Below are 22,075 nucleotides of genomic sequence, written 5' to 3'. Positions count from 1 at the left end.
TTTTAGGATATAATTAATCTGCTACCCAATTTTACATCCCATTCAAAAGGATATATAGGCTTGCTTCCTGAATGATGGTATAGCGTTAATTCACCAAAATAAAGGTTATTGTCAATAACGTACCAATCCACCCTTAAGTATTTAAATTGTTGTGATAAGCTTTCGGATAGCATAATCATTTTATCCAAGCATTTTGGTTTATCGACGTTTGTTTTACTTGGTTTAATGTAATCCCCATTAGGGAGTCTTCCTCCCCATTCGTAAGGCTCTCGATTCCAGTCCCTATCATACCAGTTACAGGATTGATTGCTGGTTCCTCTATCAATATCAACATTAATCATATGTACTTTACCATTAAAACAATGTACTTTATAATCATAAGGAACATTGCCATTTCGGTCACTTAATAATTTTTCTACAATTACTAGAGGCTCGATGTCTTTGTAAACCATTTCACGACCCACCCAATAATAGTTTTCGGCTAAATTTGCTCTTAACTGATTTTGAATGGATTTCCAGTTAATTTCTTCCTTTTTATTCTTAATGACAATTCCTCCAGAACTATTATGATTTGTTTTAATAATAACAGGATAATCGGGTAGGTTTTCTGGGATTATATTTTTTGGATCATTGGTCATATAGGCGAGAGGCACCAAATATTCTTCCCCGACTTCATTTTTAATATATTCTCTAACACGGTATTTATCCGCAAGTTTACTGCCTATTGGATTCTCATAGTTTAATTTTAACCAATTAATTTTTTCATTCAAAGTTTTGGGTTCATTGAGATTTAGCTTGTAACCAAAATTATCTTTAAACCTTCGTAATATAAATTTTTTATTTGACAGGTATTTTTTGAGTAAAAAAAACTGGTAGGTTAAAACAATAGGCCTAAGAATTAAAAACCCAATTCTATTTTTGTTATATAAATCTTTTAAAAAACCTTTCATTCCTAAATTTTAATGGAAAAGTATAAATGAATGGATTGACCGCACAAAAAAAGCTGTTCAAAGGAACAGCTTAATCGATAATGAACATATTTCTTTTTTGAATAAAGAAAGAGCTAATTAAAATTTTTAATTCATGGTCAATGAAAACACAAATTCTTCAATGTTGGTATAACCATTTCCATCCTCGTCATCGGAGGGTTTAGCCATTAAATTGCCAAAAGTATGAATTTCCCAAGCGTCTGCCATACCATCATTATCGGTATCATAAGTTGCTGCGCGCGCAGTTGAAGTTATATTTGGAAATCCGCCAATGGTATTAATGTCTGTAATCCCTTGTATGCCATTTTCATCAGTCCAATTACCAATCAATCTTGCATCAACTGCATCAGGAAAAATGACACTAGGGCCAACGTTGCTTAAAACAGCTTCAACAACCTCCGAACTTGGTAATGGGGTGTATGGGCTTGATATGCGTCTAGATGATTGATTTGCAGATTCCCAGTTGCTATTCATCATACCATGCGAATTAGCGCCCAATTGTATGTTGTCAGTTTGATACATATAGCCCTCATCTGCCAATCCATTCGGATTTTCGTAAGTGTTTAGTTGATATACATGGTCGGCTTGTCCTGGTGGGTAATCAGAATCAGCTTTAAAAACGTTGCCTATACTTTCAACAGTAGCTGGACCAAAACTTGTTGTCATAGCTCTGTTATAATTATAAAGAACATTATTCACAAACTCAAAATCAGTTTCATCCCCATAAGTGTGTTCTGGAACTCTATTACCATTATTGGCCCAATAATTTTGAATCATTGAAAACTTATGAACATTCCTGCCAATCAATGCTGCATAATGGTTTCCATCGAGGTTTTCTGCTATTATTGAATTTTGAAGGGTTACATTTTGAGTTGGAGAATTTGATGAACCTCCAGAATCCCCGGTAATAGAGAAGTTTTCATCATTTCCCCATGTTAAGCTAACATGGTCAACAACTACATTTTCAACCGTTGAGTTGGATGTATGGTTAGTAATGCCTATTGGATCGGATTCACTCTCACCAGCTACCCTAATCCTTAAATATCTAATGATAACTTCTGATGTCATTATCCTGAATCCATTTCCCTTTATAGTTATGCCTGGATAGGGTGCGGTTTGTCCAAGTATAGTAATGTTTGGGTTCCTTATACTGCGCTGTGAAGTCCATTCAATTTCACCTCCAACATCAAACACCACAATTCTTGGTCCACTGGCATACATTGCTTCTACCAAACTGCCTGGTCCATCTTCGTTTAAGTTGGTCACATGGATAACACGTCCGCCTCTACCGCCTATGGTATTTTGGCCAAAACCTTTGGCACCGGGAAACGCTTTTAACGCTCCCATGTCCGCAGTTCCATATTGGGTGTTTACGACCACGGTGGCCTTTTTTTCATGTTTGTTTTGGCTACCTTTTCCTCGTACCTCCACGGTATAGGTGAATTCGTCGCTTACCATACCATTGTTACCGGCCTTGTTGGCAGATTCCGGTTTTGGTGAATAGGTTATGGTATTATCCTCGTTGAGGCTGATGTCGCCTTCCAGGGCATCGGAAACCGCCACAATTTGAAAGCTTTCCAAATCTTGGGAAGGAATACTGTCATTTTTCAACACATCCAAGATAGCTGATTCAACAGCCCCAGAAATGGTGAATTCATCATTGTTTACACTAAAAGATACTGAGTTTATGAGCTCGCCATCCTCAGTTGTTTCTTCTTCAATTTGGTTTTGAATCGTTTCATCGAACAGATCACTATCCTTACTACATGAAGAAAGCGTCAGGGAAATAAAAAGCAATAAAAGACTCACGTACGAAATGGTTTTGTGGGATGCCATTTAGAATAAAGAGGTTAAGTGGTTAAAAACTATTATTTCCGACCTGGGAAACAAATCTAATTTAATTGTATGTTTTATCGACGTAAAACTATTTTTTTTCGATGAAATGCACTTTCTAATCAATTGATTCTCTGTACTTATTTATTTTTTCGATGAAAATCAGTTTTAATCAGGTGAAATACATTATAAACGTTTGTGTTACGTCGGCAATGCTTTTTTGGATGTGCAAGGCATTGATTATCGATGAAATACACTCTTTTTTAACATCGAGGCGTTTTTTTTAACATTCGGATAGCCAATCAACTTTTAGGTACTGGTTAAATTATTGTTGCTAGCGTAATAAGATTCCGAAATACTTTAGTTGAGAGAGCCAGGGATTGAGGTAATTAACCGCAGGGGGGGACGAGTGACGAGAAGTTTTCAGTTAACGAGATTCCGAGACTCCTCTTCGTGCTTCATTCGGAATGACAGGTAACAAAAAGGTTCTCGACCTGCCTGCCGGCAGGTACAATCTTTCTTCATTTTTACTCATAAAGATTACTCGAACTGACGCCTAGAACTAAGTTCTATGTTCAAAACGCACAATGGGTATTTAAAAGTATTGTGTTATTTCGAACGCAGTGAGAAATCTCATTGCAAATTCAAAGTTATGGGATTTCTCTTTGTGGCTCACTAGGAAGTATGACACGTAAACCCCTCCTGTTATTCTGAAGGGGCATGGCGACTGAAGAATCTCTTATATAAGAACAAGTTCAAGTTCAAGCTCAAGTTCAAGAGCAAACTCAAGTACAAGATTATAGATTCTTCACTTCGTTCAGAATGACAAAAAAGATGGTTCTTGGAGGTTCGTGCAATTTGTGTCAATTGTAGCCAATCGTCATTCGGCATGACACTTTTTAGACCTCTGGTTTATTCATAAAAACCATTATACCAGTCCACAAATTCTTTTACTCCCTTTTCAATGGAGGTATCGGGTTTGTAGCCGTAGTCTCTTATCAGGTCGTTCACATCTGCCCATGTGCTTTCCACATCACCGGGTTGGATGGGCATTAAATTTCGTATGGCAGGTGTATCCAAGGAGTACTCAATGGCATCAATAAAATCCGTAAGCTTTACCTGTTTGTTGTTGCCAATATTATAAATCTTATAAAGTTCGTCCTTTCGTTTGCTTTCTGCTATAGGCGTTTCAATAATTTTGCCCATTCCCCCGACAATATCGTCTACATAGGTGAAGTCCCTGGCCATATTGCCGTAGTTGAACACATTGATGGGCTCGCCCTTTTTTATGGCATCCACAAAGAGGAACAGGGCCATGTCCGGTCTGCCCCAAGGACCATAAACGGTAAAGAACCGAAGCCCGGTTGTGGGCAATTGGTACAAGTGGCTATAGGTGTGTGCCATAAGCTCGTTGCTCTTTTTGGTGGCAGCATAAATACTAATGGGTCTATCCACGGTGTCTTCCGTGGAGAATGGGATTTTTTCATTCAATCCGTAAACGCTTGAGCTGCTGGCATACACTAAGTGCTTAACCTTGCCATGTCGACAGCATTCCAATAAATTGGCAAAACCCACCACATTGCTCTGGATGTATGCATCCGGATTTTCCAAACTATAACGCACACCGGCCTGGGCTCCCAGATTACAGACTACATCGAAGGTGTTTTCCTGAAACAGCCGATCCAAACCTTGGCGGTCGGCTAGATCGAGTTTTATGAACTTCATTTGCTCGCCATGCAATGTGCTGGAGGATATTTGCCCGTCAACTTCTGCTTTGGCTCTTGGAATGCCCAGTTGCTGTATACGGGCATATTTTAACCCAACATCATAATAATCGTTGACATTGTCCATGCCAATTACGGTATGTCCGTTTTTGATCAGAAGCTCACAAAGGTGGTATCCTATAAATCCTGCTGCCCCGGTTACTAAGATGTTCATTGGTTGTTTTTTATAAATTCGTATTGCTATATATTATTTCGCTGAGTTTTTCTTTAAAATATCCTCGATATATTTTTCGGTCGAGGCTGCCATTTGGTGTGTTGAGAAGGTTTCCAGAAAGGTTTTTCTTGAATTCTTGCCCAACTCCGCTATCAGTTTTCTATCCCGTATCAAATTGGAGAGCTTTTCTGCCAAATGGTCGGGATTTTCCTTTGGAATTAAATATCCATTGTAGCCGTCCCTCACCATTTCATGAACCCCGCCCACATCAGAAGCCACTATGGGAACTCCTACGGACATGGCCTCACATATAGAAAGGGGGAGCCCCTCAAACCTAGAGGTAAGCACAAATATATCCGACTTGTTCAAAAATGAGGGGATATCGTTGCTTTCGCCATGAAAGGTGATCAAATGGTCGATCTTCATTTTCTTGGACAGGTCTACAAATTCTTGGTGCAAATCCCCATGGCCTACCAAATCTACTTGAATTGGTGCATCTTTTAAGGTTTGTAACGCCTTAAACAAGGTCATGTGATCCTTTTGATATGAAAAACGGGCCATCATCAATAGGGTAATCGGGTCTTCCTTTGCTTCTTTCCGTTCTTCTTTTAAAAAGTCGGGACTTCCGTTATAAATCACCCGCATTCTTGATTCGGGGACTATGCCGTGCTTTGAAGCCAAATTGAAATCAAATGCCGAAACAGTGATCAAATGGTCGGTAAATCTGCCCATCACTTTTTCAATGGCCATGTACATATATCGCTTAAGCCCCTTTACCCCGGGCGTAAAGGACCAACCATGGACTGTAAAAATGTTGGGCATTCCTATTTTATGACAAGCAAGTCGGCATAAAATTCCCGCTTTGGATGAATGTGAGATTACAATATCCGGTGCTTCCTGTTTCAATAATTCGCAGATGGTCTTGTAGCATTTAAAGTCGTTTATGGGCGAAATTTCCCTTTTAAGACTTGGTAAGCAGGTAACCTTTACGTTAAGTGCTTCAAGCCGTTTGGTCAAAGTACCCTCTTGTCCGACCATTACCTGAACCTCATGACCGCTTTTGACCATAGCTTCCGTGTTATTGAAAAGCACCATTTGAGCTCCACCAATTGGTTCGCTAAGTGTTATAACCTGAATTATCTTCATTTGCCCAAAAGGTGTGTTTTTCTGTATAAAAAGCGTGTGGCCATATAGTACGTGTAGCACATAAATGGAAACTAAACCCTATGGTTAGCTTCCGTTTTGTCCAATTTTGTAGAATTTAAAGCCCAGAGCCTCCATTTTTTTGTGGTCTAAAATTCTTCGCCCATCAAAAACAAAGGCTGGCTTAAGCATGAGATTGTGTATGGCTTGCCAATCGTACTCCTTAAATTCGTCCCATTCGGTTAACACGGCAATGGCATGGGCATCTTTTGCAGCTTCGATAGGGTCGTTTACAACGGTCACCAATTTTTCGATTTCCTCCCTGGATTTGTTTCCGAGATATTCCAGGTCGGAATAAACGGTTTCTTTGGATACCTTTGGATCGTATACCACAATATTTGCGTTTTCTTCCAAAAGTGCATCGGCCACATAAATGGCTGCGGATTCTCGGGTATCATTGGTATCTTTTTTAAAGGCCCAACCGTAGAAAGCTATTTTTTTACCAGAGACCGTATTGTAGAGGGTGGCAATAATATTGTCCGCAAAACGTCTTTTTTGGTAATCGTTCATTATGATTACCTGTTCCCAGTAATCGGCAACTTCTTGTAATCCAAAACTTTTGGCAATGTAAACCAAGTTCAGGATATCTTTTTGAAAACAAGATCCCCCAAAACCAACGGAGGAATTCAAAAACCGAGATCCAATTCTGGAATCGTATCCAATTGCCTTGGATACTTCGGCAACATTGGCATCTGTTCTTTCACAAAGTGCCGAAATTGAATTGATGGAAGAGACCCGTTGTGCCAAAAAAGCATTGGCCACAAGTTTGGAGAGCTCGGAAGACCAAACATTGGTCTGTAAAATACGTTCTTTGGGCAGCCAGTGCTCGTACACCCAGCTTAAGGCATTCTTTGCTTCTTGTCCCGATGGGGTGTCCGCCCCACCTATCAATATACGGTCTGCATCGAGCAAGTCATCAATAGCGGTACCTTCTGCGAGGAATTCGGGGTTGGACAGTATTTCAAAATTCACATTGTTGCCCGTATTCTCCAAAATACTTTTCAGTGTTTCTGCTGTCCGAACAGGAAGTGTGGATTTTTCAACCACAATTTTATCGTTAACGGCTACTTTTGCAATGTTTCGGGCACATAGCTCTATATATTTTAGGTCAGCCGCTTGGCCCTTGCCCTTACCGTATGTTTTTGTTGGTGTGTTCACGGAGATGAAAATCATATCGGCCTCATCTATGGCGCGGTCCACCTCGGTCGAGAAGAATAGGTTTTTTCCTCTGGCATTTCCCACAACTTCTTTTAAGCCAGGTTCGTAAATGGGAAGTTTATCCAAATCTTCATGGTTCCAAAGATCTATTCTTTTTTGGTTTATATCTACTACATTTACCGTTATTTCAGGACATTTAGAGGCAATTACAGACATAGTGGGGCCGCCAACATAACCGGCTCCAATACAGCAAATATTCTTGATTTTTTTCATGCTTAATTTTTGTTGAATTCAAAGATGGTAAAAAAATTATGAGACTTGTACTTGATTTTAGACCAAGTCACCTTTTTTTGGATGAAAGGGAGTAGGGCTGACATTAATCGGTCATTTATTTATGGTATGATTATTTATTGTGCAAGGGAAAATTCTATCAGACGATAAAATGGAATCACAAAGATAAAAAGGTAAATTAGTTCGGTTGAACGATTTTTCATAAGCTTAAACGAAATAAAAAGAGGTTTGTGGAAGACTGATATACTTTTAGTCGCGATTTTATGTTTTATTAAAACTCAAACTATCCTTTAATATTATGTCAACATATAAATAGATGTTTTGTTCAAACAAAAGTAAATATTTATCAAATAATGGTTTTGCCGAGGACAGCCTAATACACGTTAGTTATCTGCTGTTGATGGCCTTACTCCTAATTTGTGTGAAAATAGGTTTCTTTGGCAACCAAAGTTATTCTATATTTCGCTTTAAAACGATTTAAGTCTATCTAACCAAAATATTCAACAATGAAATTTCAAGCTCGTAACATAGTACTGTTTTTTATTTCAATTATTTTTCTTGGTTCCTGTGCATCCAAAGAGGATGTGGTTTATTTTCAGAATGCAGCCTTATCCGGTCTGGAAACACAGGTGAAGGAAAGTAAATCCACTACTCGTTTCAAAGTGGATGATCTGATCAGCATTTATGTTTCCACCCTTGACCCGGAAGCCAGTGCCCCATTTAATCTTTTTAGGGGGACACAGGAAGGGGGCATTAGGCCAGAGCAGGTAGACTATTTAGTGGACAAAGAGGGCGAAATTGATTTTCCGGTGGTAGGTAAAATAGAGGTTGTTGGGCTGACCCCAGAAGAGTTGCGGGTTAGATTGACAGAAAATTTATCGGATTACCTCAAAGATCCGATAATCAATATTCGATTAAAAAACTTTACTGTTACTGTTTTGGGCGAAGTGAAACGGCCTGGGACCTATTTGGTCAATGGGGAGCAAATCACAATTTTCGAAGCCCTGGGGTTGGCAGGAGATATGACCATTAAAGGCATGCGAAAGAATGTTTTGGTGGTTAGGGAGTTCGATGGGACAAAAGTGTATTACCGGATTAATCTGACCAACAACAGTGCTGCGGAATCCCCTGTGTACTATTTAACACAAAACGATGTTGTTTATGTTGAACCGAACAAATCGGCCATTACTTCTTCCACATTGGACAACAGGGCCAGTATCACGGTATCCATTGTAACGGCTTTGATTACATCCGCAGTTCTTTTAATAACAAGAAATTAAGCTACACCAAAAAAATTTCCACTCATATATGGAAAATCCCAATTTGAACGCTAAAATGCAAAGAAACAATTTGAAGGGAGAGCTGGAGAAATATTTGAAGCACAAGCATTGGTTTGTGCTGTCGGCAATAGTTGCAGTTTCCATTGCATACCTTTATGTAAGATACGCTACGCCAAAATACCAAGCCAATGCCACCATCCAGATCATTGAGGAAAAAAGCGCCCCTTCGGAACTCAGCCTTTTTAGTGATTTGAACTTATTGCCCGGGGGGTCAAAAAAGGTCGAGGATGAAATTGAGGTGATGCGTTCCCGAACCAATGTGAGACAGGTGGTCATCAATCTGGGGCTCGATAAAAAAGTGATGCATGTGGGCCGGGTGAAAAATTCCGAAGTTTATGGAAATGTACCGGTAAAAATTTCGATAGATTCCATTAAAAGGGACGTGCAATTCAGTTGTTATATCATTCCACAGTCCCAAACCAACTTTTTGTACTGGACAGAAGAGAACGAAGAACAGCAAAACAGAACTTTTGGTGAGGAAATCACTACAAATCGAGGTAAAATAACAATCCTTCCACAAGAAAGCAAAAAATTGAAACCCTATATTGGGGAAACATTGAAAATAGTGCTTTCCCCCGTAAGCGATGTTACCTTAAGCTATCAAAAAGCACTTGGGGCAGCTATCGCCGACGAATACTCCTCAATAATAAATTTGACCATCCAAGATGCCGTACAGGAAAAGGCCATGGATTTTTTAAACGAGTTGATACATATCTATAACCTCAATGGGAAGAATGACAAAAAGGCAATTGCCGACCGAACTGCTGAATTTATAGATGACAGAATTGCGGATATTTACAGCGACTTATCGGAAGCGGACCAAAGTGCACAAGATTTTAAATCGGATAGGGGGCTTACGGATATCCAATCACAATCCAATATCAATTTGAACGTAAGTGCGGCAAATCAGCAAGAATTGCAGGATGCACAGATCCAATTGCAGATAGCCAACAGCGTGAGTGATGAACTTGAGAGCCAAGAGGGGTACGGCATTCTTCCTTCCAATATTGGATTGGCTGATGCTTCGATTACCAGTACAACTGCAAGGTACAATCAACTGGTTTTGGAACGTGAGCGCCTATTAAAGAGTTCCAATGAAAAGAATCCTGTTATCGTCAACATAGACGAACAGTTGGAGAACCTGAAAAAGAGCATGCAATCCAGTTTGAACAGTATGACCAATAATTTGAACCTAAGGGTAAACAACCTTAGTTCACAGTTGGCCACCATCAACTCAAAAATATATTCCGCTCCAAGGAACGAAAGGGCATTGCGGGAGATTACCCGAAAGCAGCAAACGGTGGAGGGCCTGTACCTGTATTTATTGCAAAAAAGGGAAGAGGCCCAAATCGCGTACGCTTCGGCATCGCCCAATTCAAAGGTCGTGGATACGGCCTTCCCAGCAAGTAAGTTTCCGGTTGCACCTAAAAAAAGTATTATATATCTGGCGGCATTTTTATTGGGAATTTTAATTCCGGCCGGAATCGTTTACGGCTTGGATGTAATAGATGACAAGATCCACAGTGCCCACGCATTGGAAAAATTGGTTGTAGGGGCCGGGGTACCCGTTATCGGCGAATTACCCCGATTAAAGAACAAATCCATAAAAACCGTAGCAAAGGACGACCGCTCCGTACTATCGGAGGCCTTGCGAATTATCAGGACCAACATGGATTATTTGCTCAAAACGGAACTGAAGGGCGGCAATGCCAAAAAAAATATAATTTATGTCAGTTCCAGTCTTCCAACAGAAGGTAAGACCTTTTTCTCCACCAACCTTGCCTTGATTTTATCCAGCACGAACAAAAAGGTCTTATTGGTCGGGGCAGATATTCGAAACCCGAAGTTTTATATGTTTTTCAACGATGGAAAGGAAAATGTTAAAAACAAGAGGTCAGGCTTTACGAGGAGTGCGGGGTTGACGGATTATTTGTTTGATGACTCCCTTGGTTTGAAGGATATAACCAATAGCACCGAAGTAAACGAGAACAAAATAGATGTTATCCATTCGGGCAAAACATTTCCAAACCCTTCCGAATTACTTATGAATAATAGATTTGGACACCTTATGGACACAGTTTCCCAAGTTTATGATTATGTCATAGTCGATACCGCACCAATGATGCCGGTTACGGATACACTTCTTATAAGCGAACATGCCGACCTTTTGGTTTATGTAACGAGAGCGGGCCAATCGAGTATAGGTGATATAGAGTTCCCGCTTAAGCTCCGAAAAGAAGGGAAATTAAATAACCTGGCCTTTGTGGTGAATGGCGTAAAAGCATCGGAACTAGGCTATGGTGGAAAATATGGATACGGCTATGGCGCCCAAAGTAAAAAATGGTGGAAATTTTAGCCGTTCCCATCAAAACAATAAAAATTATAAAAAAACAAGCCTGCCAATTGGGCAACCAAAATTAAAATCACCTTAGTTTACAATGGAAAATAGGAAACATGCTTACCTTGTCATGGCCCATAACGAACCCGAATTGCTATGCAAACTGTTAGGTTGTTTGGATGATGAGCGTAATGACATTTATCTTCATTTGGACCAAAAATTTGATGCCATATCCGAGGACGACCTAAAAGATCAATGTAAACATTCCAATGTTTTTTTCATCGAAAGAAAACCGATTTATTGGTCCGGTTATAGCCAAATCGATTGTGAATTGAGATTGTTGAAGGCGGCCGTCCAAAACAATTATGCCTATTATCACTTGATTTCCGGAGTGGACCTGCCCATCAAGAGCCAGGATTACATTCATGATTTCTTTGAAAAACACAAGGGGCAACAATTTTTGTCAGTTACCAAGGTAAAAAACTGGAAAATAGCCAGCCGCTATAAATACTATCACTTTATCAATATAAACAAAAGGTTGCCCAGAAAGTGGTCCAGGTCACTTCGTTATCCATTTGCATTGTTGCAAACCTGTTTGTTCATCAACAGGTTTAGGAACAGTAGCTTAAAGGATTTTTATTGGGGACAGGCTTGGTTTAGCATTACAAACGATTTTGCAAAATACGTTGTAGACAAAGAAAAATTTATTGCAGAGAACTTTGACAATGGTTTTTTTAACGATGAGGTATTTATGCAAACTCTTTTGATGAACTCGGAATTTAAAGATAGCCACTCCAAATCCATGAGCTATGCCCGATTGATTGATTGGGACCGGGGAAAACCCTACACGTGGACCATTGATGAGTTTGATGAGCTTATGGCTTCAAAGGCATTGTTCAGCCGAAAATTTTCGATGAACAAAGACCCGGAGGTGATTGATAAAATACTGGAAAAAATTCAATAAAACCTTGTTTTGAAAATTTGGTGATGAATGACCTTTACTTAAAACAACAAGGTTAAGGTTTCATGATAGCTTGTTTAAATAAGCTTGGGGCATTTGCATCCCGGGCTAATTTACCATGTCCGAAAACCAACCTGAATAGGCTTGTTTTCAAAAGTTTATTCAGTGTTTTTCACTTTTTTAAGTTGGACAAACTGCACATTTCTTCTGTTTATTTTTTCTCCACAAAAAAGCAAAGTCCCATCCATTTCGGATACATGGTCATTTAACGATAAAGCATTTGGTTTAATCGAATAAAAACGCTCTTATTAAAGGGAGGGGGGGTATTCTATTATTTTTGATTGTTAGAAAGAATTCTGGCCAAATTGCTATGAACTATATCAATACCATGAAAAAAAATTACTTTTCTTATTTGCTCAAAGTTTCCACAGGAGCTTTTCTTTTTTTATCCAGTATTTTTTATGCTGATGTGCACGCACAGATTAATTTTGATCAGAGTGAGTTGGATTTTAATGTATTTGCCGCGCCCTCTGGAGTAACTTCTTTAATGTATGGCCCAGATGGAAGGTTGTATGTTGCAGAATATCCGGGTACCATTTTGATTTATTCAATCGAAAGAATTAGCTCCACTAATTACGTGGTAACGGGAGTGGAGTCCCTATCCGGGGTCAAGAATATTGTAAACCACGATGATGATGGAACCCCATGCAGTGGATCTGGTAATGCCTGCTCCAGTAGGGAAACCACAGGACTTACGGTCGGAGGTACCGCATCTAACCCTATAATTTATGTCTCTTCCAGTGATTTTAGGATTGGTGCCGGACCTAGTGGAGGAAATGGAGATTTAGGTTTGGATACCAACTCTGGCGTAATTACAAGATTGAGTTGGGACGGCAGTTCTTGGGATGTAGTGGATTTGGTAAGGGGGTTGCCCCGTTCCGAAGAAAATCACGCCACCAATGGTTTAGAGGTTACGACCATAAATGGTTCTGAATATTTAATCGTGGCATCTGGTGGGATTACCAATGGAGGAAGTCCTTCGGAAAATTTTGTGTATACCTGTGAGTATGCACTTTCAGGGGCAATTTTGGCAGTAGATTTGGATGCCATCAATGCACTTCCTGTGCAAACTGATGTTAATGGTCGTGATTATATATATGATCTTCCAACTTTGGATGATCCAACTCGAACTAACATGAATGGAATAGACGACCCGAATGCCCCTGGATATGATGGTATAGATGTTAATGACCCATGGGGAGGAAATGACGGGTTGAATCAGGCAATGATAGTCCCAGATGGTCCTGTCCAAATACTTGCTCCGGGTTTTAGGAATGCTTACGATATTGTAGTTACCGAAAGCGGGGCCTTATACGCCACCGATAATGGTGCCAATGGAGGCTGGGGAGGATTCCCGGTCAATGAAGGTACAGCTAATGTAACCAATGATTATGATTCTTCAGAACCGGGCAGTCAATCACCTTCTGGTGGAGAGTTTATCAATAACAAAGACCACCTAGAGTTGATTACCACGGATCTACAAACATATACCTTCGGTAGTTTTTACGGTGGACACCCAAACCCGACAAGGGCAAACCCCGCAGGGGCAGGATTATTTACTGTTCCCAACCAAAATGGTACGGATGGTGCCGTATTTCGTACAGAGATATTCGGGTCCACGACCAATAATCCCGACATAGCCCTGCCAGCTAACTGGCCACCTTTGCCTTTGGAGATGGCAAATCCTGTTGAGGGAGATTGGAGAGGTCCTGGGATAGATAACCCAGATGGACCTGAAGATGCCCCTGTTGTAATTTGGGGAACCAATACCAATGGAATCGATGAATATACCGCCAGTAACTTTGGTGGTGCCATGCAAGGTGATTTAATTGCTGGTGTTAATTCGGGAGATTTACGAAGGGTAGAATTAAATGGCGATGGCACATTGGAAAATTTTACCGCTGTTTTTCTTTCAGTAAATGGAGGCAATGCTTTGGGGATTACCTGTAATAGCGATACGGATATCTTTCCTGGAACTATTTGGGCCGGTACGCTTGGTGGTAAAATTGTGTCTTTTGAACCTCAAGATTTTGTTGAATGTGATAATCCTGCTGGAGATCCATTGGCGGATTTTGACAATGATGGCTATACCAACCAAGACGAACTGGACAATGGAACCGATCCCTGTAACGGAGGTTCGCAACCTGCGGATTTTGACAAGTCGGCAGGAACACCATATATATCTGACCTTAATGATGAAGATGACGATAATGATAGTATTTTGGATCAAAATGATCCTTTTCAATTAGGTGATCCAGAAGTTGGGGGAAGTGATGCGTTTACAGTACCCATTAACAATGATTTTTTCAATGACCAACAAGGGTTAGGGGGAATCTTTGGGTTGGGACTTACAGGACTTATGAACAATGGAGACCCAAATCCCAATTATTTAAATTGGTTGGACAGAAAGGATGACCCCAATGATCCCAACCCCAATGATGTGTTGGGGGGAGCTCCCGGTCTTATGACGTCCCATATGACTTCGGGTACCGCTAACGGAAGCACCAATACACAGGAAAAAGGCTATCAATATGGGGTGCAGGTAGACCAAACCACTGGGGTGTTCACCGTAATTGGCAATTTAATAGGGTTGGTAGGACCATTGCGTATTTATGGAAATACCGCTGCAGTTGGAGGGGAATTGGGATATTTTATTGGCGATGGCACCCAAAGTAACTTCATTAAAATGGTGGTTACAACAAATGGTATTACTGCCTTACAAGAAATCGACGATGTACCACAGACTCCAATTAACATTACAATAGATGAGTTAGATCGCCCAGGCAGTGAAATTGTATTCTATTTTATGGTCGATTCTTCCAATGGAGAGGTGACCTTGCAGTATGAATTTGATGGAGGGGGAAGAATAGACGCGGGGACCATTATGGCCCAAGGTAGTATTCTTGATGCCATCCAGCAATCCAATCAAGATTTGGCCGTAGGTTTAATTGGAACTTCCAATACCGAAGGAGTGGAATTGGAAGGTACCTGGGATTTTCTAAATGTGGTGGGGCAAGAACCTACGCTATCTCAAGAGATTCCCGATATTTCCAAAGTTGTGGATTCTGACGACGAGACTATTCTCTTGGATAATTTTTTTGCGGATGATTTTGGAGATGACAACCTCAATTATTCGGTAGTGAACAATTCGGATACCAATGTGGGAGCTGTAATCAATGGAAATGAACTTATTATATCGTTCCCTTCTGTAACAGCGGTTTCGGATATTACCATTAGAGCCACGGATAATGATGGTTTTTTTGTGGAAGATACGTTTAACGTAACCGTTAGTGATGCTCCGGTAGTTTTATATCGTGTAAATGCAGGGGGTCCCGAACTGGCAGCCATTGATGGAGGTATGGTTTGGGGTGCGGATGAATTGGGCAATAGTTCACCCTATCTTTTGGATCCAGCCAACGATAAGGTTTATGAATCCTCTGTCATGCCAGTAGATGGTTCGGTAAATCAATCAACCACCCCATTGGAAATATATGCTACGGAACGCTTTGATGATATTGCCGGACTCCCCAATTTAACCTATGCCTTTCCAGTACCAGAACCTGGTAATTATGAAATCCGACTGTATATGGGCAATAGCTACCCATTATCTTCGGAGCCAGGGGAACGTGTGTTTGATGTTGCAATCGAGGGCACCATCCTGCCTTTATTGAACGATATTGACCTTTCCGGAACCTATGGCCATCAAACGGGAACCGTTGTTACACACATCTTTAAGGTGACCGATGGCACATTGAGCATCAGTTTTTCACATGGTGCGGCAGAAAACCCATTGATCAATGCCATAGAAATTTTGGATGCTTTCGATAATGATACCCCCATTTATGTACATCCTATTGCCGACCAACTTGGAAATGCCGGGGAACAGTTAAATGGTAGTCTTGGTGTATCAGCGTATGGAGGTGACGGAAATTTACAATACTCCGCTACTGGATTACCTTCAGGACTTGTAATTGAACCAACCAATGGGCAAATTGGTGGAACGATAGAAGAAACCGCTGCTGCGGGAAGCCCGTATAATGTTACCATAACGGTTGATGATAGTGACGGTTTGACAAGTGATGCCGTTTCCGTCGACTTTTCTTGGACTGTAACAGAAACATTTGCTGTTCGGATCAACGCAGGAGGGAACCAAGTAAGTCCTACGGACATTGGCCCAAAATGGGAGGATAATGCGACCAATGGAGCACAAATTGGGGGAAATTATACGGTAAACACAGGAAGCATAACCGATTTTGAGGGTACGACCTATGCCAATAGGGACAGTTCTATACCAGCTTATATGGACAATGGAACCTTTGCCGAAATTTTTGAGGAAGACCGTTTTGACCCATCAAGTGCCCCTGAAATGGAATATACCCTTGCACTGGAAAATGGAGACTATGTGGTGAACCTATATTTGGCCAATGCATACGACGGTGCGAGTGAAATAGGAGATCGTGTATTTGACATCCTTATTGAAGGGGCGCTTGTGGAAGATGATTTTGATGTAATCGATCGTTTTGGTCACGAAGTTGCAGGAATGTTGTCCTATCCAGTGCAAGTGAGCGATGGAGAATTGAACATTCTATTTAATCATGGTCCAATAGAAAACCCTTTTGTAAACGGAATCGAAATATTCAAGGTAGATACCAACAATTCTACACTTACATTGGCCAATATTTCGGACCAAACCAACGAGATTACCAATAGTGTAAACATAACGGCATCGGCAACTGGAGGAGACCCTGTAGCGGATGTTACCTATTATATGTCCGGTCACCCAGATGGAGTTTCCATTAACCCTTTAACAGGTGAGATCACAGGAAGCATTACAGTGGCCGCGGCCAATGGAGGGCCCAATAACGATGGTGTTCATACCGTAGTGGTAACGGCCATGAAACCTTTATCAGCACCATCAAGCCAAGTGTTTACGTGGACAATAGATTCGCAATATCTGTGGAACGATAAAAACGAAAATCTAAATTACACGGCAAGACACGAAAATTCCTTTGTGCAGGCCGGTGATAAATTTTATCTAATGGGAGGGCGTGAAAGTGCACAGACCATAGATATTTATGATTACACCACGGATACATGGAATTCGTTAGTGGATTCGGCTCCCTTTGAGCTCAACCACTTTCAAGCAACGGAGTACAATGGCTTAATTTGGGTAATTGGGGCCTTCAAAACCAATAATTTTCCAAACGAAGTCCCAGCCGATTATATATGGATGTTTGATCCTGTAAGCCAAGAATGGATACAGGGACCGGAAATTCCAGAAAATAGAAGACGTGGGTCTACGGGATTGGTAGTACATAATGACAAGTTTTATATTGTTGGAGGTAACACGGACGGTCATGCAGGAGGTTATGTAGCATGGTTTGATGAATATGACCCGGCCACGGGTACTTGGACTCCTTTGGCAGATGCTCCCATAGCCAGAGATCACTTTGCGGCGGTTGTGATAGGAAACAAATTGTATGTGGCTGCCGGTAGACAATCTGGGGGGGAAACTACATGGAGACCTACCATACCACAAGTGGATGTTTATGATTTTACAACTGGAACCTGGAGCACATTGCCCAGCGGACAGGACATTCCTACACCTAGGGGTGGCGCATCAGCCGTAAATTTCAACAACAAATTGGTTGTTATTGGTGGAGAGGTACAACAAGAAGAAGTCTATGGAGTTTTAACCGATGATGCATTAAAGATAACAGAGGAATATGATCCCGTTTCGCAATCTTGGAAACGATTGCCCGATATGAATTATGAGAGACACGGGACACAGGCCATAGTTTCCGGTACAGGGGTACATATTTTGGCTGGAGCTCCAAACAGGGGCGGAGGGAACCAAAAAAACATGGAATATTTGGGAGAGGACAATCCTGTTGGAACACCGAGTGTTGCCAGTACCCTATCAGTTCCAAGTACTGTGGTTATTGCAGATGGCGAAACCGTGGATATCGACCTTTCTTTAATTGACGGTAACGTAGGTTTATTTGTGAAGTCGATGGAAATTTCCGGGGCCAATGCAGCTGATTTTAGCATAGATGCCGGGGAACTGGAGAACATGCTAATGAATCCAAATGAACCCCGAACCCTAAGTGTAACTTTATCGGGAACTGGTGCTGATAGGACCGCAATTTTGACAATTAACTATGGTAATTCGGACACGGCAAGTATAGCGTTGACAAACAATCCCAATGCTACCTTTAGTGTGACGAACCCAGGGGACCAATATAATTATGAGGGGGATGATGTTTCGCTTCAGGTCGAGGCCACGAGTCCCAATGTAACTTCGTACAGTGCCACAGGATTACCGCCAAACTTGGCCATAGATGAAAATACCGGGGTTATTTCCGGTACCATTGATGATGGGTTTGTTAGTGATGGGAGCAATGCATTCAATGAAGAAAACGGATTAGTTATTGTTGAAGCTGAATCTGGAAACACTACAGGTTGGGACATTACCAATTTGGATGGTGCAACAGGAATAATAGCCAATACTAATAGTTTGAGCAATCAAAATGCAGGTACGATTCCTTATGAAATTACAATAACCCAAGCTGGGGTATATCGATTTAATTGGAGAAGCTTTTACTCAGGTGGCAGTTCCACAGATGAGAATGATAACTGGTTGCGATTCCCGAACAATGACGATGTGTGGTTTTTTGGTGCTAAAAACCTTGGCGGAACAACTGATGAAGATGCCATTATAGCCAATCTCCAAGGAGCACAAACTGATATTGTTTTTCCTGTAGGAAGTTCCAGAGTTACTACAGAAACTACACCTGAAGGACAAAGTAGCAATGGTTATTTAAAAATATACCGTAGTGGTGGTGCCTCCGAAGTCTACGACTGGCAGGCATGGACCAGTGATAATGATGCCCATGGGGTGTACGTGTGGTTTGTAAATCCAGGAACCTACACTATGGAAATATCGGAGCGCTCTGCGGGACATGCCATAGATAGATTTGCTTTGTACAAGGTAAGTGAATATGGTTATAATTATGATGCAGATAATTTAACGAATACCCCCGAGTCCCAACAAGGTGGGGGGATAGATGGTCCAGGTGCTGCACAAGAATTGCCTTATAATGTATCGGTAACAGTTACCGATAATGGCGACCCGGCAGGTAATGAAACCATCGATTTCCTATGGTATATTGGTGCATCCGGCGATTTAATAGCGGTTCCGCAGGCCGATGTTACAACGGGTGTCGTTCCTTTAACAGTAAACTTTACCGGAAGCAATTCTTTGGATGATGTAGGAGTGACCAGTTACCTCTGGAGTTTTAACGACGGAACCGGAGCCACATCTATAGCGCCCAACCCTTCCTATGAGTTCACGGAAATAGGGACTTATACCGTGGATTTAACAGTTGAAGATGCAGATGGGGGTACAGATACCAAAAGTATCAATATTGAGGTTACTGGCACAGGAATACCGCCTACAGCAGCTGCATCTGCTAATGTTGTAGAAGGTGAAGCAGCTTTGGAAGTAACGTTTACGGGAAGCACATCAACAGATGATTTAGGTATGATTGAAAGTTATTCATGGGATTTTGGTGATGGCGGCACTTCTACAGAGGCCGATCCTAAGTATTCATATTTAAACCCAGGCATATATACTACGGTACTTACAGTTACCGATATTGAAGGACTTACTGATACAGCTGAGGTTGCCATTACGGTAAACCAGCCCAATGATGCTCCTATAGCAGAAGCTTTGGCCTCTCAAGAATCTGGAACGGCGCCCTTGCAAGTTGATTTTACAGGAAGCGATTCTTCAGATGATGTGGGTATAATTACCTACGCTTGGGACTTTGGAGATGGAGGCACATCAACAGAACAAAATCCAACGTATACCTTTAACACAACAGGGGTTTATGATGTGGTGTTGACCGTAACCGACGGGGGCGGTTTAACAGGAACCGATACCCTTACCATTACGGTAACAAATCAAAACCCTGTGGCCGTTGTGGCAGCTACTCCCGACGCTGGTGAAGCACCATTGGAAGTATCCTTCACGGGAAGTGGGTCCACCGATAATATTGCAATTGATACCTATGCATGGGACTTTGGAGATGGCTCAAACTCAACAGAGGCGGACCCGATACATACATATACAGACCCGGGCAACTACACTGCTGAGCTTACGGTAACAGATAATGAAGGAGCTACGGCTACGGCATCTGTACTTATACAAGTAACCCAAGTTGGAGGCAATCAAGCCCCAGAGGCGGTAGCAAGTGCAAATCCAACCCAGGGTGAAGCGCCACTCCCTGTTACATTTAACGCAGGAGGATCAAGCGACGATGTTGGCATCGATACCTATTTCTGGGAATTCAGTGACGGCAGGACTTCAAATCAAATGAATCCAACGCTGACATTTGAAAATGCAGGGACCTATGATGCCACCTTGACCGTGACCGATGAAGCTGGATTGTCGGATTCTGCAACCATACAGATTGTGGTTACAGAAGCAGCGGAAAACCAAGCTCCAGAGGCAGTGATTTTCGCTACGCCAGAAAGTGGAAACGCACCGTTGGAAGTGAACTTTATGGGAGGCAACTCTATAGACGACACTGGAGTTGTAGGCTATGCGTGGGATTTTGGTGATGGGAATTCATCAACAGAGACCAATCCAATACATACATACAGCATACCGGACACATATACGGCAACATTGACGGTGACCGATGGTGAAGGATTGACAGACACGGCAACTGTAAACATAGTTGTTACAGAAGAAGGTGGAAACCAAGCCCCGGAGGCAGTTGCTTCAGCAAACCCAGCACAGGGACAAGCACCATTGGCGGTTATTTTTAATGGTGAGGCATCAACAGACGATGCTGGCATCGATACCTATTTCTGGGAATTCAGTGATGGTAGAACGTCAAATCAAATGAATCCAACACTGACATTCGAAAATGCAGGGACCTACGATGCCACCTTGACCGTTACCGATGAAGCTGGATTGTCGGATTCAGTTACCATACAAATTGTGGTTGCTGAACCTGGTAGTAACGAAGCACCGGTAGCAGTTGTGTCGCCTGAATCGGAAAGTGGAGAGGCTCCCTTAGAAGTGAGTTTTATGGGAAGCAATTCAACCGATGATGTTGAGATAGTTAGTTATGCTTGGGACTTTGGTGACGGTAACAGTTCTATGGATGCCGATCCAATCCATACTTACAACGAGGTTGGCAACTATACTGCCCAACTAACAGTAACTGATGGTGAAGGATTGACGGATACAGCTACCGTTGATATCGAAGTTGTTGAAGATTCTGAGACTACCGCTAGCGTAGCTCCGAATCCAGTTCCGATCAATGAAGATTATGCAAGTATTCAATTAAGCCAGCTTCCACACGACGACGTAGTGGTGACCAGTATTCATTTGCACGATTCCATGGGTAGGCTTGTGGAAACATTTGATCCAGCTCAAACGTATGATACTGATTTGGAGGTATATCGAATACCAATCTTTATGTTGCGAAGTGGACTTTATTATGCCACCCTCGAATTGAGTGATGGTGATCCGATAGGAATTAAGTTCTTGGTTTCTAATTAAAGAAATACGAACTAAATAGATTATAAAAAGGCCTCGATTTCGAGGTCTTTTTTATTGAACAAACAATTTGCTAACCATCATTCATTCCAATTGGGGCAAGGAACAAAATATTGAATCCTCTGGAGAAACTCTTAATTTATCCATCAAACAGCAAGGTGTTTTTAGTATAGCAAATGGCTGATTAAAGGCTGTAAAATTTTGCCCGTATTTGTAACCATCTAAGGCACTTACAATGGCAATTTATCTTAGGGACATTCAGGAGTAAGCCTGCTTTTTCATGAACATTAAACTAAATGCCACTGAACCATATTGGTTTTAGTGGCATTTTTCATTTATATGTTGTGTTTTTGATGCTTTTGAACGAAGATGCGTCCGTTTTCAAGGATT

The 22,075-nt window shown here is 41.4% G+C and carries 9 protein-coding genes; 4 read left to right on the top strand and 5 right to left on the bottom strand.

Translation table 11 applies throughout. The features are described 5' to 3' along the window. Positions 1 to 2: 2 nt before the first annotated feature. From AC13CC_RS08925 to AC13CC_RS08905, 5 genes are all read right to left on the bottom strand, one after another. Positions 3 to 950 (bottom strand): ATP-grasp fold amidoligase family protein, encoded by a 948-nt coding sequence (locus AC13CC_RS08925; protein ID WP_482877757.1) that lies wholly within the window; start codon positions 948 to 950, stop codon positions 3 to 5. A gap of 126 nt (positions 951 to 1,076) precedes the next feature. Beyond that, positions 1,077 to 2,825, bottom strand: a complete 1,749-nt coding sequence (locus AC13CC_RS08920; RefSeq protein ID WP_482877755.1) for an Ig-like domain-containing protein — start codon at positions 2,823 to 2,825, stop codon at positions 1,077 to 1,079. Between the two features lie 909 nt (positions 2,826 to 3,734). Beyond that, positions 3,735 to 4,760 (bottom strand): NAD-dependent epimerase, encoded by a 1,026-nt coding sequence (locus tag AC13CC_RS08915; protein WP_482877753.1) that lies wholly within the window; start codon positions 4,758 to 4,760, stop codon positions 3,735 to 3,737. Between the two features lie 33 nt (positions 4,761 to 4,793). Continuing rightward, positions 4,794 to 5,906, bottom strand: coding sequence for a glycosyltransferase family 4 protein (locus tag AC13CC_RS08910; RefSeq protein WP_482877751.1), 1,113 nt, complete (start codon positions 5,904 to 5,906; stop codon positions 4,794 to 4,796). Between the two features lie 84 nt (positions 5,907 to 5,990). Then, positions 5,991 to 7,394: a nucleotide sugar dehydrogenase gene (locus AC13CC_RS08905; RefSeq protein ID WP_482877749.1), complete on the bottom strand. Its 1,404-nt coding sequence runs from the start codon at positions 7,392 to 7,394 to the stop codon at positions 5,991 to 5,993. A gap of 524 nt (positions 7,395 to 7,918) precedes the next feature. On the opposite strand from AC13CC_RS08905, the gene AC13CC_RS08900 reads away from it, so the two are divergent. The 4 genes from AC13CC_RS08900 to AC13CC_RS08885 all read left to right on the top strand — a co-directional run bounded on the left by AC13CC_RS08900 (position 7,919) and on the right by AC13CC_RS08885 (position 21,688). Beyond that, the gene (locus AC13CC_RS08900; RefSeq protein ID WP_482877747.1) at positions 7,919 to 8,692 is read left to right on the top strand and encodes a polysaccharide biosynthesis/export family protein; all 774 of its coding nucleotides are present in this window, start codon (positions 7,919 to 7,921) and stop codon (positions 8,690 to 8,692) included. Positions 8,693 to 8,720: 28 nt separating this feature from the next. Next, positions 8,721 to 11,108, top strand: a complete 2,388-nt coding sequence (locus AC13CC_RS08895) for a GumC family protein (protein ID WP_482877745.1) — start codon at positions 8,721 to 8,723, stop codon at positions 11,106 to 11,108. A gap of 82 nt (positions 11,109 to 11,190) precedes the next feature. Then, positions 11,191 to 12,054, top strand: coding sequence for a beta-1,6-N-acetylglucosaminyltransferase (locus AC13CC_RS08890; RefSeq protein ID WP_482877743.1), 864 nt, complete (start codon positions 11,191 to 11,193; stop codon positions 12,052 to 12,054). Positions 12,055 to 12,439: 385 nt separating this feature from the next. Beyond that, positions 12,440 to 21,688, top strand: coding sequence for a PKD domain-containing protein (locus AC13CC_RS08885; protein ID WP_482877741.1), 9,249 nt, complete (start codon positions 12,440 to 12,442; stop codon positions 21,686 to 21,688). The last annotated feature ends 387 nt before the right edge of the window (positions 21,689 to 22,075 follow it).

The sequence above is a fragment of the Flagellimonas sp. L-11 genome (assembly GCF_056857735.1).
This window is presented reverse-complemented; position numbering and strand designations above follow the sequence as displayed.